Source organism: Olleya sp. NP1-10, assembly GCF_055804415.1.
On sequence record NZ_CM147840.1, the window covers coordinates 2,284,037 to 2,298,918 of the forward strand.

Below are 14,882 nucleotides of genomic sequence, written 5' to 3' on the forward strand. Positions count from 1 at the left end.
TAGTATCAAAAGCCTTTAATTCTTATTAAGTTGTTCTTTTTTAAAGTCTGCTACAATTTTATTAAACACTTGACCTTTTTGTACAAAAATTTCTAGTAGTTCAAACTCTTTTTCCTTTGCTAGAAGATTATTGTTAAGTTCATTTTTAACAATAAATTCTAAAAACATAGGAATGTAGTCTTTTTCGATTGCTAAATCATTAACTAAAAAGCTGTTATTAAATAGTTTTGATTGTTCAAAAAGTGTTTCTAAATCTTCGTAAGTCATTTCAATAAAAGGAGGCGGAACGTATTTATCCTTGTTTTCAAACAGTTTAGCAATTAATCCAAAAACCTGAATAATGTCTATTCCACCAGCTACTGGTTGCTCAGAGTAGAGGTGAGGATTATTTTTTATATCCTCTAAAATTTGATTTTTTAGTTTAGATTCTACTGTTTTGATATCTGCTAATTGCTCCTTATATGGTGTTATAAGTTTGACTTCGTCTAAATTATTGTAGATTTTTTTAGCTCGATAACGACACTTTCGTGGAAATGAAAAGCTTCTAAAACTAAGGTTTGTTCCTTATAAAATATCGAACTAAATTTTAAAGTATCACCTATTTTTCCTGCTATTGAAAACGTTCCGTTGGCATCAGAAGCAGTCATGTTTTTTGAAAAAAGATTGGTAATTTTAATGTTTTCTATGGTAGCAATAGAGTCGTAAACAATACCGTTTACTGTTTGAGCAGACACAAAATAGCCAGTCAAAAGGACAAATATAATTGTATAAGTTTTCAATGTTTGGTTGGTTGATTAGCCTCAAATTTAGATTTATCATTTTATATGAAAAACTTAATTAAGAGACTTTAACAACCAATTTTTAAACTTTTAACTTTTAATATGTTAGGTTAATTTTCTAAAATTTTAACCTCAAATAATTTATCCCAACGCTTACCTGTTAAAAAGAACGTTTCAGTTTCAGGATTGTAAGCAATCCCATTTAAACAGTTTTCGTTAATAGAAAAATTAGGAATCTGTTTGGTAAGTATTGTACAGTCAATAACCGCTTCTACAGCACCATTTTTAGGGTTTATAATTGCAATTCCGTTTTTCTCCCAAATATTTGCGTACAATTTGTTGTTAGCAAATTCAATTTCATTTAATCTACCAATCTTTCCTTTTGTAGTACAAACTTGTATGTGGTCTTCTTCAACTAAAGTTTCAGGATTTAAGGACCAAATTAAGCTAGTACCATCACTTTTATAAAGTTTAGTTCCGTCGTTAGCAAATCCCCAACCTTCTTGACTTTGTCTATAATTAAAGCTGCTTTTTTCTCTAAAGTGTTAGCATCGTAAGTAAACCCTTTTCGACCTTGCCAAGTTAAATGGTAAACGGTATTGTTTAAAACTGTAATTCCTTCTCCAAAAAAGGCATCAGGTATAGCTGTTTCAGTAATAACGTCACCAGTTTTGTAATCTATTTTCCTGATCTTAGATTCGCCACGTTGTCCAGTACTTTCATATAATACACCATTATTAAACTCTAAACCTTGCGTAAAAGAAGTGTTGTCATGCGGAAAAGTATTTAAAATTTCTACTTTCAAAAATTTAGGAGCCACATCACTTAATAATGCTATGGTTTGATTAACTTCTGTCGTTTCTCCATTAAAATTTATGGTTGCTTTTAAATTATGTTCGCCTAATTTAAAGTCAGAAAGTTGTTGTTTAGCTTCAATTGTTTTTCCGTTTAACTGATACGTAACAGAAGAAACTTGGATGTTTTTAGGATTTTTTAGAGACAATTCTAGCGTTTTATTAATGCTAATTGTACCATTTTTAGCGTTAGTTGTCACTGAAAAGCTCTTTTTTTGAGCTTCAACGTCATCACCACAAGAAAAAAGTGTAGTGGCTAAAAATATGATTGTAAGGTATTTAAATGCTTTCATTTTATAAACTTATTTTGTAGCAAGTTATTTATTAAAATTCATTTTAAAAAATGATTGTAAAAAAATAAAATGTGTGTATCTTTGCACTCGGCAAGTCCTACACAACCAGCTCCTGTTGAATCCTCCAGGTCGGGAACGAAGCAAAGGTAAATGGTCGTAGCGGTGTGATGTAGGTAGCTTGCCTTTTTTGATTATTCTAAATCCTTTTATAAAAAAGAGATTTATAAACATAAAATAAAGATTTGTTAGTTAATTCTAGCAAATCTTTTTTGGTTAAAGTCGTTTTGTGCTTTCAACTTTTTTACTTTTAACTTTTAAATTTATTTACATGTCTAAAGTTGTATTAATTACAGGAGGTTCTTCTGGAATAGGAAAATCTATTGGAGAGTTTTTAACCGATAAAGGGTTTACCGTTTATGGCACCAGTCGTAATCCTTCAAACTATACCAATAGTAAGTTTAAGTTGGTTGCTTTGGATGTTAATGACACGGTAACTATTGCAAGTGCTGTAAAAACTGTAATAGAAGCAGAAGGTAAGCTGGATGTTTTGGTTAATAATGCAGGTGTTGGTATTAATGGTGCTATTGAAGAAATACCACAAGAGCAAATCCAACATAATTTTAATACTAATTTTTTTGGACCTATAAATGTTATCAAGGCAGTGTTACCACAAATGAGAACACAACAGTCTGGTTTGATTATAAATATTACATCTATTGCTGGTTATATGGGATTACCTTACAGAGGGATTTATAGTGCTAGTAAAGGAGCTTTAGAGATTGTAACAGAAGCATTACGTATGGAAACCAAAGACTTTGGTGTACAATTAACTAACATTGCTCCAGGTGATTTTGCTACAAATATTGCTGCAGGACGATATCATGCTCCAGTTTTAAAAGATTCTCCATACACTAAATATCCAAATGTTTTAAAGGATATTGATGATCATGTAGACAATAGTAGTTCACCAATTGCAGTGGCTAAAAAAGTACATCAGGTTATTAATACTAAAAAACCTAAAATACATTATAAGGTTGGTGCACCAATGCAAAAATTTTCGATAGTATTAAAGTTTTTATTACCTGATAAGATGTACGAAAAATTATTACTTAATCATTATAAATTATAATAATGAAAAGGCTTTTAGCGACCTTATGTATTGCTATAGGCTTTACTCTACCACATTTTATCACTTTTAAATACGAATGTTTTACTGACGAGCGTTGGCCATTTTTTTATGGATTTCCGTTTGTGCAAAGTACAGATGGTTCTTGGGTGTTTTCTATGTCTGGTAACCTGTTTGTTAAAGGGGTTGTTGGTAATGTGTTATTTTATAGTGTTTTTATTTACGGGTTAGTTTATCTGTTAGACACTATAAAACATAGGGTTTTTAAAATTTTTGGTAAAACAATAATTGTTGCTTTATGCGCTATGGCTTTGCTTATTATTTACTTTGAAATTTTTGTTTTTAATTGGACTTTACATTGGGATCATGATAATTTTAAAATGTATTATTACCAACATGATTTAGATTGCCAGAGGACGTTTAAGTTTTTAGACTAAAATGTTAATATCATTTGATATGATTATTTTAGATGCTAAAGTTAAATTGTAACTTTGCGTTGCGTTAAGGATGGAAGTGGCATCCTTTTTTTGCTGCCACAAATGGCAAAAAAAGATATAACGGACAGCCTGACCCTTGTGGTAACGCCCAAATAATTAAATATACACAACTTAAATATTTTTTAAATGAAATTTTTTATTGATACTGCCAATTTAGACCAGATTAAAGACGCTCAGGATATGGGTATTTTAGATGGTGTGACTACTAATCCATCTTTAATGGCTAAAGAAGGTATTACAGGTCACGATAATATTATGAAGCATTATGTTGACATTTGCAATATTGTAGATGGTGATGTTAGTGCAGAAGTAATATCTACTGACTTTGAAGGGATGGTTAAAGAAGGTGAGGCGCTTGCCGAATTACACGATCAAATTGTGGTTAAATTACCAATGATTAAAGATGGTGTTAAGGCTTGTAAATACTTTAGTGATAAAGGTATTAAAACTAATGTAACGTTAGTGTTTTCTCCTGGTCAAGCATTATTAGCTGCTAAAGCTGGTGCAACTTATGTGTCACCTTTTATTGGACGTTTGGACGACATCTCTACAGATGGTTTAAACTTAATTGCAGAAATAAGACATATTTTTGATAACTATGCTTTTGAAACAGAAATTTTAGCTGCTTCTGTACGTCATACAATGCACGTTATTGATTGTGCTAAATTAGGTGCAGATGTTATGACTGGTCCTTTAAGTTCTATTGAAGGTTTATTAAGACATCCTTTAACAGATAGTGGTTTAGCTAAGTTTTTAGAAGATTACAAAAAAGGAAACTAATTATTAGTAACAGTAGTAGTTAGTCAATTAATAATTACTGTTTTAATATATATTATAAAAAAATCCCAAGGTATTTACTTGGGATTTTTTTGTTATTGTAATTGTTGTGTTTTGTCCTCTTGGTCTGTCCTTTTCCAGATATGCTCTGAGTTTAAATAAAAACTACCTACAAAATCAAAATTGCATTGGTCTGGAGAGATGATGGATAAAAAAGGTTGTCCCTTTTTGTCTCTGTACAAATGATAGGTATCTCCAATTATTGGCTGAAAACTAAACTTAGCGTTATAGACTAAATTGTTATATTCTAGCTCATCCATCATTTTTTCGTATTCTGCTTTTAGCTCTAAATATTTAGCTTTAATTTGTTGGTTAGCTTTGTGTACGTTTTTGTTTTTCCAGGTGACGTTTTCTGTTACTTTTATAGCAGGAGCACCAACATTTGTAGCATACGGTTTTAATGAAGCGTCGTATTTTTGTGTCTCTTGATTAAAGACAATATTATCAGGTTTTTTAGTGTCTGACATCCTTTTTCTTTTTATGTAAAGATACAAAATACTAAGTAGTTATTTTTATTGAAAACCAGTTAGCCCTATTTTTAACCTAATTTTAAGAGCTGCAAGATAGCATAGAACAGCCTACTTTATGTCTAGCCCATTCTGGTCGTTTTGCAAACCATTTTTGATGTTTAGGTTGCTCTGCATAAGGTTGTTTTAAAAGGTTATATAGCTCGTCAATTAATTTGTAATCCCCTTTATTGGCATCATCAATAGCTAATTGTGCCATATAGTTGCGTAACACATATTTTGGGTTTACTTTGTTCATGTTTTCTTTTTTCGCTTTCGTGGAAATTGACTCACGTTGTAAACGGTCTGCATAACTATTAAACCATAAGTTCCATCTGTTTTTTACAGCTTCGGTTACAGATTTTATGTCGTAAAAAGACTCACGAATAATTTGTAATCCGTTAGTAGGAGTAGAGCTTTCAAAATCTGATAGGTTACGGAAAAAGATAGTCATATCTGTTTCTGTTAACTGTAAACAGTCCTCTAATTCTTGAATTAAGTTAGCATCTAGTTGTTCTTCGGATGACAATCCAATTTTACTACGCATCATTTGTAAGTATTTGATGTCTTTTTGTTCGGCATAATTAGCCAAAACAGCTTCTAAACCTTCTGCTTCTTCAATTAATGGGTATAATGCGTTTGCTAATTGGTACAAATTCCAAAGTACAATATCAGGTTGCGTGCCAAATTGATAACGCTTGTTTTGTTTGTCTGTTGTATTTGGTGTCCAACCAGGCTCATAACCTTCTAACCAACCATAAGGTCCATAATCTATGGTTAATCCTAAAATGGATAGATTATCAGTGTTCATTACACCATGTACAAATCCAACACGTTGCCAATGGATAACCATGTCTAAACTACGTGTAGCAACCTCATTAAAAAACTGAACATAGGTTTGTTTGTTTATCTCTGCTTTTGTATTTGCAGTAACAAGATGAGAAAAATGAGTGTTTATAGTGTAATCTACAAGTGTTTTTAAAGTAGGTAAATCGTTACGAGAGGCATGAATTTCAAAACTACCAAATCGTAAAAAAGTAGGAGATACTCTGGTAACGATAGCGCCTTTTTCGTAAGTAGGATTGCCATTATACATCACATCACGCAATACTTGGTCTCCAGATAAAGCTAAGCTTAAAGCACGAGTTGTTGGTACACCCAAATGGTACATAGCTTCACTACATAAATATTCTCTAACAGAACTTCTTAAAACAGCTAAACCATCTGCAGTTCTAGAATAAGGGGTTTCTCCAGCGCCTTTTAGTTGTAATTTCCAGTTTTGATTATTGTGTTCAACTTCAAATAAATTAATAGCACGTCCATCACCTAATTGTCCAGCCCAATGTCCAAATTGATGTCCACCATAACACATGGCATAAGGTTTGGTGTTTTCTAAAACAGTATTACCAGTGAAAATATTTAAAAATGCCTTTGTTTTAGCATCGTTTTCTGACAGACCTAAGCTGTCTAACATCTCAGGAGAAACGTGTACTATTTTAGGATTAGCAGTCGGTTTTGGTGTCACAAAACTATAACAGGCTTTTGAGACTTGACGTCTGCTATTGTCTGTAATTGGATCTGCAGGAAGCGAATGTATAAACGTATTTTTTAAATCAAAATGCATTAGTGTGGCTATCTTTTTTACAAAGATACACAATCAATAGTTTGGATTATTGTCTTGCTTGTACTAACCACATTGGATTGTCTTGAAATTGTTGCCAATAGTTAAGTAGTATTTCAAAGGTGGTTTTAAGTTCTGGATCGTTTCCTTTTATCTTGTCTTAATAGTATGTAACTAAATAATAACAAGTAGTAAACTCTACACAAGTATTTAACGTTTTTACTAACCAATATTACTTTTTTAATTGTTTTAGTACTTAAATAACATTATTCATGCAACACTAAAAACGGAACTGTTGTTTGATAACTAATGTTTTCAACCTTATTATGAAATAATATGTGTTGAAAGTAATTCAGGTTTTTGGCTACCATAGCAATCATATCTATATTTCTACTTTCTACAAAACACTGTACAGCAGCTTCTATTTTTGTATTAGTTAAAAAATGAAAGCTTGAACTGTAATGACTAAAAAGTCTTCTAAAAAGTCTTTATTTTGTTTTTGACCTTCGTTTAAATCTTTTTGTTTTTTGTTAATGTGTAATATTCTAACAGCAGCTTTTTGTTGTTCTAAAATATTTGATATTGGTTGTAAGGTATGACTGCCATAAAATTGTAAAAAGTCAGTAGGAAAAGCAACCTCATTCACTGTTGTGTATTTTGCTTCTTCTGGTATTACTAGTGTGTTACAATGTACTTTTGTTATAATATCACCTGTATTTGTACCTAGAATATATTTTTGTAGTCCTGATGCTCCTTTAGTACCCATAACGATTAGGTCTATTTTTTTCTTCGACGTGTTTTCTAACAGAATCAATAAAAAAATTATGGTCTGTAATGGTGTAAAATGTATGTTTTGTATTTTCAGGAAATGTTGTTACTATCTTTTTTAGCAGCTTATTAAGTTCTTTTTTTGAAGGCCTAGTATACACTTTATCAATAACATCTGGTGTACTTAAATACACATTGTCATTGGTTATGGTATCGCTTAATCTATTAACATGTAATAAGTAAAATGTACAATTAATATGCTTGTAAAAGTTTAAAGCATATTGAATGGCATTCCAAGAATTATCAGAGAAATCTGTAGGTAATAGAATAGTTTTCATTGTATTTGTTCTTATTAAAACAAATTTATAATGAAAGCTAATTTAAAAAAATGATAAAAATCATGTTTATTAAGTGTTAGTTGAAATACTAGCTTAATGCATGTTTTTTAACTTTTGGATATCTAAAATTTTGACATTACGACCTTCAATTTCAATTAAACCTTGTTTTTTAAAAGATGACATGGTTCTTATTAACGTTTCTGTAGCTATTCCGGCAACACTAGCTAAATCGTTTCTAGAAATTTTAATTGGATCTTCTGGTTTTTTATTTAATTTTTCTGCAAATTTTAAAATAGTCGACGCTGTTTTTTTGTAAACAGAGCTATATGCCATTTCTAATAATTGATTTTTTACACCAGATATATCGTCCGTTAGCAGTTGTATTAGCTCTAAAGTTACTTTGTGATTACTATTTAAAACGTCTTTAAGTGTATTTTTAGAGAGACCAACTAATGTCACATCTGTCATTGCAATTGCAGATTCTTGATACGTTATATTTTGAGTAAAAGAGGTGTAACCAAACAGATCGTCTTCCTTGTGTAACGCAGTAGTTAGTTCTTTGCCATTTTCGTCTAACTTATGGCACTTTACAACACCTTGAGTGATTAAATAAATGTAGTTAGAATTATGGCCTTCTTGATAGATTGTGTCATTTTTTTTGATGCTAAAGACCTCTCCATTGTCATCAAAAAAGTTTTTAAGATCATTTAGTGTTCTTAATTGATTATCGTCTTTTTTTATAGTCTCATTTGCTTGTCTTGAGTCTTTTAAAATGGCAGCTTTAGCCAATCGACTTTCTATAGCACTAATAATTTCATCTTCTGTAAAAGGTTTAGTAATGTAATCATCAGCACCAAGATCCATTCCTTTTCTAACATCCTGACGCTCTGTTTTTGCAGATAAAAATATAAACGGAATATATTTTGTATCATCATTTATAGACAACCCTTGTAACACTCCGTAGCCATCTAATTCAGGCATCATTATATCACATACTATAATATCTGGCAAAGTGTTTAAAGCTGTTTCTAGACCAATTTTTCCGTTTGATGCAGTCGTAACATCATAATCTGAAAGTTCTAAAAGCTCTTTAGTGTTTTCTCTTAAAATGGCATCATCTTCAATTAGTAATATGGTTTTCATTTATTTTGCAGTGTTAGGTATGGTCATTGTAAAGGTGCTTCCTTGGCCTTCAATACTAGAAAAAGTAATGTTTCCGCCAAGATTTTCAAGATGTGTTTTGGTAATATTTAAACCAATTCCGGTACCTTGATCAAGTAAAGCATTTTCGGCTCTAAAGTAACGATTAAAAATGTTTTTTGATCCTTTTCAGGAATTCCAATTCCGTTGTCAATAACTTTGAAACTGGTGTTTTCAGTATCTTGTTTAACAATAATTTCAATTGTAGTTTGTTCAGGCGAATATTTGATAGCATTGTGTACCAAATTGGATAAGGCTAGTTCGACTGTTTTTTCATCTTGGATTAACGTAATGTCGTCAATGTTTTCGGGATATAAAATTTTCTGTCCTTCTTTTAATAACATATTAGCGTTGTAGATGACTTCGTTTACAACCTTACTTAAATTAAATTGAATAAACTTATAATTAATTTTTCCGGATTCTAATTTTTCAATAGATAAAAAATCATTTAAAATATTGTTTAAATAATGGACTTTACTGGTAATAGTATCAATATGTCTGTCGCGTTTATCTTGTTGACTTTCTAACTTATATTTACTTAATAACATGGTAGAGGTTAAGATACCTGTTAAAGGTGTTTTAAACTCATGTGAAACTAAGGATAAAAACTTTGTTTTAAGGTCGTTTAATTCCTTTTCAGCTTCTAAAGCTTCTCTTAGTTGTTTGGTACGCTCTTTAACTGTTTTTTCAAGTTTGTCAGTATAATTTTTACGTTCGGTAATGTCAATTACTAAAGCCATAACGTATTTTTTTCTCCTACATTAAAAGGATTTAAACCAACTTCTACAGGAAACGTACTGCCATCTTTTCTAGAACCATAAAGCTCTCTACCTTTTCCCATAGTCCGTTTTTCACTGTGTTTATAAAACGTGTTGAAATGGTGTCCATGTCCTTTGTGAAAATTTGATGGAATTAAAGTTAACAATGGTTTGTTGTTAAGTTCATCTTTATTAAATCCAAACATGTCTTCAGTAGACTTGTTTGCAGCTATAATGGTTTGGGTCTCATCAACTATTAAAATACCTTCAGATATGGCTTCAGAAAGAATTTCAAAAACATCTTGGTTATTCTTAAACATAAAGTGTTTAATGGAGTTTAAAAAAATAAAATTACAAAAAAAGAAAGACCAATAATGCTATTCCTGATTTATATCATAAAATATATGAGTATTAAGAAGTAATTTTAAGTTGAAAATTTACAGCAATGAAAAACACTTCAGTAAATAATAAAGAATTAAGCCAAAATTTAGGTAAATTGTTTTATGCTATAGCTGCAGTTGATGGCACTACATCTAAGATAGAAATTGAAACTTTAAAACAAAAAGTAAAGGACAATTGGATGTTTTCTGAAAATAAAGTGGATATAATTGAAGCTTTTACGTGGTTTTTAGTTGATGAAGCATATGATTTTGAAGACTGTTATAATAGTTTTATAACCTACAAGCAATCCAACGAGAGCTTGTTTACTAAAACATTAAAGCAAGCAATATTAACTGTAGCTATTAGTGTTGCATCTAGCTTTTCTAAAACAAATAAAACAGAATTAATGTTGCTTGCTAAATTAGAAATTGAGTTTGATAAAGAAATTAACCCTTAAAACCGTTGCGCAATGTTTATAAATTTAGAACAAAAGGAAATTGACTTCATTTTAGAAAATAATTATATTGGACAACTAGGTTATATCTTTAATAATGAACCTTATGTTGTACCTATAACTTACTTTTTTGATAAAGAAATACAGGCAATAATTTGTTATTCTGGAGATGGCCATAAAATGAAGGCTATGCGAAAGCATCCAGCGATATCATTACTTGTTTCGGATATTGATAACGTTACCAATTGGAAGTCTGTATTAGTGCATGGTAAATTTGAACAACACTTTGGGAGTGATGCTAAAGCCTATTTACATAAGTTTTCATTAGGAATTAAAAATATTATTTTGGATAAAGAACAAAGTAAAGCTAGTTTTATTAGTGATTTTTCTAGTAAAATTTATAAAGACAATATTCCAGCTGTATTTATAATAAAAATTGAAGGTTTTACAGGTAAAAAACGACAGACTTCTTAAAACTTTATTACATAAAAAAAGAGCTATATTTTTAGCTCTTTTTTTAATTTTTAGTCTTTGTAAGGTAATATTAATAAGGGAACAGTAGGATAGGAGGCTACATTTTTAATAACAGGTTCGTTAACTAAATTCTCTATAAAACTGTGATTATAGTTAATTAAAATTAGAGCATCAATATCTTGTTGGTCAACAAAATTGGCTATTTCTTCAGTTTTTTTAACCTCATTTTGCATCCAATTAAAACTATGTGGTATATCACTTAGATTAGCTTGTAGCATTGTTAAATTATGATTCTGATTATCTGTTAGTGTATTTTTTTTACAAACATGTACTACTTGTAATTTAGAGTCGTATAATTTTACAAAAGACTTTATGGTTTTCAATTCGTCTCCAAAGTGTCTATTATAATCTGTTGCAAAAGCAATTTGATTAAGAGGTTTAAAATTATATTTATCTGGTACAACAATAATTGGACATTGATTTATTTTTTTTAAAGTATTAACGGTATTGCTACCAAACCATTGTTCCTTTGTTTTAGTAACACCTTTGGTTCCCATAAAAAGTTGGTCAATACTTAAGTCTTTTATTGTATTTTCAATAGCGTCTATAAGGTTGTTTGTGCTAAAAATAGTTTTAAAAGTATGCTTGCTATTAGGGTTTAAGCTTTGGGTATTGTTTTTAAAGTTTTCTAATTTATTTTTAGTCTCTTCTTTTGATGTGTCAACAAAGTTTGATGTTATGTATGTTCTGTTATCTGTTTTGATAGTCCAAGCGTGCAGAAAATAAAATGTACATTCTTTGTTTTGATATAATTTTATGGCATAATTAATAGCACTTTTTGCATTATTTGAAAAGTCAGTTGGGATTAAAATAGATAGTTTCATAAATTACTTATTTAGTGTTTTAATAAAAAGTATTCATATAATTTACTTAGACCAAAATAGGTTAAAACTAGTATTTAAAACATGATAAAAATCATATTCAATATTTCTTATAAATAGATTTAATAATTTGTTTATTATATGTGTTATAATACTTAAAAAATCCAGATTTAATTGTGTCAAACAGCTATACAAAACTATATTTAATAATGGTGTAATTACTGATTTCTCAAGTATAGCTTGAAAAAATATTAATTCCACCTATACAAAAACCATACATAGTATGATTTTGATTATTCTCAATAATTATATGTAGTATATTGATGTACTAACAAAAATTATATTGAATGAAAAAAGGAGTTTTTTTACTTTTAATTGCAGCAGTATCTGCATTAGGAGGTTTATTATTTGGATACGATACAGGTGTTATTAATGGAGCACAATTCTACTTAACTGAGCATTTTGATTTGAGTTCTGCCTTAAAAGGATGGGTTGTAGGAAGTGCTTTATTAGGTTGTTTTGTTGGAGCTATTGTAGCTGCTCCATTAAGTATTAAAATAGGTAGAAAATGGTCCTTAATAATATCAGCAATACTATTTACATTATCAGCCTTTGGTTCTGGTTTGCCAGAATTATTTCCTCAATCGGTAAGCATGTTGGTCTTTTTTAGAATAATAGGAGGTTTAGGTATAGGAGTAGCATCAATGAATGCACCAATGTATATTGCAGAAATAGCGCCTTCAAATATTAGAGGTCGTATGGTTACTTATTATCAATTAGCTATTGTAATTGGTTTTTTTGTTGTGTTTTTAGCAACGTATTACATAGGTCATAATTTAACTCAAGCAGAAAATATAGAATTTGGATGGCGTCGTATGTTTTGGTCAGAATTAATACCAAGTGGATTATTTTTACTATTACTATTTTTTGTACCTAAAAGTCCACGATGGTTAGCTTTAAAAGGAAAAGAAGATGAGGCTTTAATGGTTTTAGAAAAAATTAATGATGAAGATTTAGCATCAAAAGAGTTAGCACAAATAAAGGAATCTTTAACTCAAAATGATACTAATATAAAAGTTAATTATGCATCAAAAGCTATATTGTTAATTATAATAATAGGTACAGTTTTGTCTATGTTACAACAGTTTACAGGTATTAATGCTGTGATGTATTATGGTGCAGATATTTTTGAAAAAGCTTTAGGGTTTGGTAAGGAAGATGTTTTAGCACAGCAAATATTGTTAGCCTTTGTAAACTTGGTATTTACTTTTGTTGCCATGTTTACAGTAGATAAATTTGGTAGAAAACCATTATTATATATTGGTTCTGTAGGTATGATTATAGGCTTTTTACTTTTAGGTGTTAGTTTACAGCAACAAAGCGTAGGTTTAGTCTCATTAATAGGTGTTTTAATTTTTATTGGCTCGTTTGCATTGTCAATGGGTCCTGTTGTTTGGGTTTTACTATCAGAAATGTTTCCAAATAAAATTCGTAGTGTGGCAATGTCTGTAGCTGTAGCAGCGCAATGGGCTGCAAATTATGTTGTATCTCAATCTTTTCCTATGGTTATGGAAAGTGAGACTAATAACTCAGCACCTTGGAATGGATCTTTACCATACTTTATATTTATAGCCTTTATATTAGTTATTGTTTTTGTAACCTATAAATTTATACCAGAAACTAAAGGTAAATCATTAGAAGAGATAGAAGGTTTTTGGAAAGAATAAATAGAAACTATTTAAAACAAAAAAATCACAACGAAAGTTGTGATTTTTTTTTGCGGAGAAAGAGGGATTCGAACCCCCGGAGGTGTGACCCTCAACAGTTTTCAAGACTGCCGCATTCGACCACTCTGCCATTTCTCCTGAGTGCCTCATTAGGTATTCCCTAAATGCGAGTGCAAATATAGATATGATTTTAGTTCTATTCAAATAAAATTCAACTTTTTTTAAAAAAATGCAATTTTTATTTTAGTTGCCTAATAATCAAATTGTAACATTTAAAAAATAATTGTGATTGTATTTACAATGTTATATTTTATTTTTGATAAAAAAATATGGACATTATTGATCGTTTAAATTGGAGATATGCAACTAAAAGCTTTGATGATAAAAAGTTGGTTTCTGATAAAAATATAAAGACACTCTCAGAAGCATTTAATTTAACAGCAACTTCTTATGGTTTACAGCCAATTAAACTATTGATTATTAAAGATAAAGCGCTTCAGAAAGAATTAATCCCTTTTTCATTTAATCAAAAGCAAGTTGGAGAAGCTTCACATGTATTAGTATTTTGTATTGAAACTAAATTAGATGAAACCTTTATTCTAAATTATTTTGAAAGAGTAAAAGACATAAGAAATACCCCAGAAGATATTTTAACTCCTTTTAAAACGTTTTTAATTGAAGATTTTAAAAAGAAAACTCAACTAGAGAAAGAAGCGTGGGCTAAAAACCAATTGTATTTAGCAATGGGTAATTTGTTAACTGTTTGCGCTATGTTAAACATTGATGCTTGTCCAATGGAAGGTTTTGTACCACAGGATTACGATAGACTTTTAGAATTAGACACTCAAAATTTAAAATCAGTTTTAGTAATGCCTATTGGTTATAGATCAGAAAATGATTTTATGGCAGAGTTAAAAAAAGTAAGAAAACCTTTAAATAGTAGTGTAATACTTAAATAAACAATAATTGGCAAGATTGTTGTTATTTCATAAAAAGCAATACATTTGTATCGCTTTAAAATTGAATAAAATGAAAAAAATACTGTTTCTACTTATAATGAGTGTCACTTTTTCGATTAGTGCACAAGACGAAGAGGACTACATATCTAGCCTTAATTGGTTAACAGATTTGTCTGAAGCTAAAAAGGAATCTATAGCTTCAAAAAAACCTATTCTAATCTATTTTACAGGAAGCGATTGGTGTGCACCCTGTAAAATGTTGAAAAAAGATTTTTTTCATACAGACAAATTTGAAGCCAAAGCAGATCAGTTTGTGCTTTTAATGATTGATATGCCAAGACGTATTGATATTATTTCTGAAGAACAAAAGAAAAAAATCAAAAAGTAGTTAATAAATATAATACCTCTGGAGGATACCCTAACTTAGTT

At 30.0% G+C, this 14,882-nt stretch carries 17 protein-coding genes, 1 tRNA gene, 1 other RNA gene and 2 pseudogenes; 9 read left to right on the top strand and 12 right to left on the bottom strand.

Going from position 1 to position 14,882, the window contains the following annotated elements; all coding sequences use genetic code 11:
* Nucleotides 1–15: 15 nt before the first annotated feature.
* The 3 genes and pseudogenes from AC0L4B_RS10715 to AC0L4B_RS10725 form a co-directional block, all read right to left on the bottom strand.
* Entirely contained in the window at nucleotides 16–267 is a 252-nt protein-coding gene (locus tag AC0L4B_RS10715) for a hypothetical protein (protein ID WP_473436897.1), read from the bottom strand.
* A 218-nt stretch (nucleotides 268–485) separates the two neighbouring features.
* Nucleotides 486–779 (bottom strand): hypothetical protein, encoded by a 294-nt coding sequence (locus tag AC0L4B_RS10720; protein ID WP_473436898.1) that lies wholly within the window; start codon nucleotides 777–779, stop codon nucleotides 486–488.
* Nucleotides 780–889: 110 nt separating this feature from the next.
* Nucleotides 890–1,926: pseudogene (locus AC0L4B_RS10725) on the bottom strand (glutaminyl-peptide cyclotransferase).
* An 88-nt stretch (nucleotides 1,927–2,014) separates the two neighbouring features.
* Between AC0L4B_RS10725 and ffs the strand changes: the two are divergent.
* From ffs to fsa, 4 genes are all read left to right on the top strand, one after another.
* Nucleotides 2,015–2,113: signal recognition particle sRNA small type (gene ffs, locus AC0L4B_RS10730), an RNA gene on the top strand.
* Nucleotides 2,114–2,254: 141 nt separating this feature from the next.
* Nucleotides 2,255–3,055: an SDR family oxidoreductase gene (locus tag AC0L4B_RS10735; RefSeq protein WP_473436899.1), complete on the top strand. Its 801-nt coding sequence runs from the start codon at nucleotides 2,255–2,257 to the stop codon at nucleotides 3,053–3,055.
* Nucleotides 3,056–3,057: 2 nt separating this feature from the next.
* Entirely contained in the window at nucleotides 3,058–3,489 is a 432-nt protein-coding gene (locus AC0L4B_RS10740) for a hypothetical protein (protein ID WP_473436900.1), read from the top strand.
* Between the two features lie 186 nt (nucleotides 3,490–3,675).
* Nucleotides 3,676–4,329 carry a fructose-6-phosphate aldolase gene (fsa, locus tag AC0L4B_RS10745; protein WP_028290433.1) on the top strand — a complete coding sequence of 218 codons (654 nt, stop codon included), beginning with the start codon at nucleotides 3,676–3,678 and terminating at the stop codon, nucleotides 4,327–4,329.
* Between the two features lie 92 nt (nucleotides 4,330–4,421).
* Here fsa and AC0L4B_RS10750 read toward each other — a convergent pair whose 3' ends face one another.
* The 7 genes and pseudogenes from AC0L4B_RS10750 to AC0L4B_RS10780 all read right to left on the bottom strand — a co-directional run bounded on the left by AC0L4B_RS10750 (nucleotide 4,422) and on the right by AC0L4B_RS10780 (nucleotide 9,897).
* Nucleotides 4,422–4,853, bottom strand: a complete 432-nt coding sequence (locus tag AC0L4B_RS10750; protein ID WP_473436901.1) for a DUF2452 domain-containing protein — start codon at nucleotides 4,851–4,853, stop codon at nucleotides 4,422–4,424.
* Between the two features lie 82 nt (nucleotides 4,854–4,935).
* Nucleotides 4,936–6,516 (bottom strand): protein adenylyltransferase SelO, encoded by a 1,581-nt coding sequence (locus AC0L4B_RS10755; RefSeq protein WP_473436902.1) that lies wholly within the window; start codon nucleotides 6,514–6,516, stop codon nucleotides 4,936–4,938.
* Nucleotides 6,517–6,949: 433 nt separating this feature from the next.
* Nucleotides 6,950–7,279 (bottom strand): hypothetical protein, encoded by a 330-nt coding sequence (locus AC0L4B_RS10760; RefSeq protein ID WP_473436903.1) that lies wholly within the window; start codon nucleotides 7,277–7,279, stop codon nucleotides 6,950–6,952.
* Nucleotides 7,269–7,619, bottom strand: coding sequence for a universal stress protein (locus AC0L4B_RS10765; protein ID WP_473436904.1), 351 nt, complete (start codon nucleotides 7,617–7,619; stop codon nucleotides 7,269–7,271). The genes AC0L4B_RS10760 and AC0L4B_RS10765 overlap by 11 nt, the downstream gene beginning before the upstream one ends.
* A 93-nt stretch (nucleotides 7,620–7,712) precedes the next feature.
* Nucleotides 7,713–8,762, bottom strand: a complete 1,050-nt coding sequence (locus AC0L4B_RS10770) for a response regulator (protein ID WP_473436905.1) — start codon at nucleotides 8,760–8,762, stop codon at nucleotides 7,713–7,715.
* A pseudogene (locus tag AC0L4B_RS10775) lies at nucleotides 8,763–9,559 on the bottom strand (sensor histidine kinase).
* Complete coding sequence (locus tag AC0L4B_RS10780; protein WP_473436906.1) at nucleotides 9,550–9,897, bottom strand: PAS domain S-box protein; 348 nt, start codon at nucleotides 9,895–9,897, stop codon at nucleotides 9,550–9,552. The pseudogene AC0L4B_RS10775 and the gene AC0L4B_RS10780 overlap by 10 nt, the downstream one beginning before the upstream one ends.
* Before the next feature lie 125 nt (nucleotides 9,898–10,022).
* Here AC0L4B_RS10780 and AC0L4B_RS10785 point away from each other — a divergent pair, with 125 nt between their 5' ends.
* Together AC0L4B_RS10785 and AC0L4B_RS10790 are read left to right on the top strand one after the other, a co-directional pair.
* A complete protein-coding gene (locus tag AC0L4B_RS10785) occupies nucleotides 10,023–10,415 on the top strand; it encodes a hypothetical protein (RefSeq protein WP_473436907.1) in 393 nt (130 codons plus the stop codon).
* Between the two features lie 12 nt (nucleotides 10,416–10,427).
* The gene (locus AC0L4B_RS10790; protein WP_473436908.1) at nucleotides 10,428–10,886 is read left to right on the top strand and encodes a pyridoxamine 5'-phosphate oxidase family protein; all 459 of its coding nucleotides are present in this window, start codon (nucleotides 10,428–10,430) and stop codon (nucleotides 10,884–10,886) included.
* A 50-nt stretch (nucleotides 10,887–10,936) separates the two neighbouring features.
* On the opposite strand, the gene AC0L4B_RS10795 is transcribed toward AC0L4B_RS10790, so the two are convergent.
* Nucleotides 10,937–11,770, bottom strand: a complete 834-nt coding sequence (locus AC0L4B_RS10795; RefSeq protein ID WP_473436909.1) for a universal stress protein — start codon at nucleotides 11,768–11,770, stop codon at nucleotides 10,937–10,939.
* A gap of 344 nt (nucleotides 11,771–12,114) precedes the next feature.
* Here AC0L4B_RS10795 and AC0L4B_RS10800 point away from each other — a divergent pair, with 344 nt between their 5' ends.
* Nucleotides 12,115–13,494: a sugar porter family MFS transporter gene (locus tag AC0L4B_RS10800; RefSeq protein ID WP_473436910.1), complete on the top strand. Its 1,380-nt coding sequence runs from the start codon at nucleotides 12,115–12,117 to the stop codon at nucleotides 13,492–13,494.
* A gap of 53 nt (nucleotides 13,495–13,547) precedes the next feature.
* On the opposite strand, the gene AC0L4B_RS10805 is transcribed toward AC0L4B_RS10800, so the two are convergent.
* A tRNA-Ser gene (locus AC0L4B_RS10805) sits at nucleotides 13,548–13,632 on the bottom strand.
* A 191-nt stretch (nucleotides 13,633–13,823) separates the two neighbouring features.
* Here AC0L4B_RS10805 and AC0L4B_RS10810 point away from each other — a divergent pair.
* Together AC0L4B_RS10810 and AC0L4B_RS10815 are read left to right on the top strand one after the other, a co-directional pair.
* Nucleotides 13,824–14,453 carry an NAD(P)H-dependent oxidoreductase gene (locus AC0L4B_RS10810; protein WP_473436911.1) on the top strand — a complete coding sequence of 210 codons (630 nt, stop codon included), beginning with the start codon at nucleotides 13,824–13,826 and terminating at the stop codon, nucleotides 14,451–14,453.
* 70 nt (nucleotides 14,454–14,523) lie between these two features.
* The gene (locus tag AC0L4B_RS10815) at nucleotides 14,524–14,841 is read left to right on the top strand and encodes a thioredoxin family protein (protein ID WP_473436912.1); all 318 of its coding nucleotides are present in this window, start codon (nucleotides 14,524–14,526) and stop codon (nucleotides 14,839–14,841) included.
* The last annotated feature ends 41 nt before the right edge of the window (nucleotides 14,842–14,882 follow it).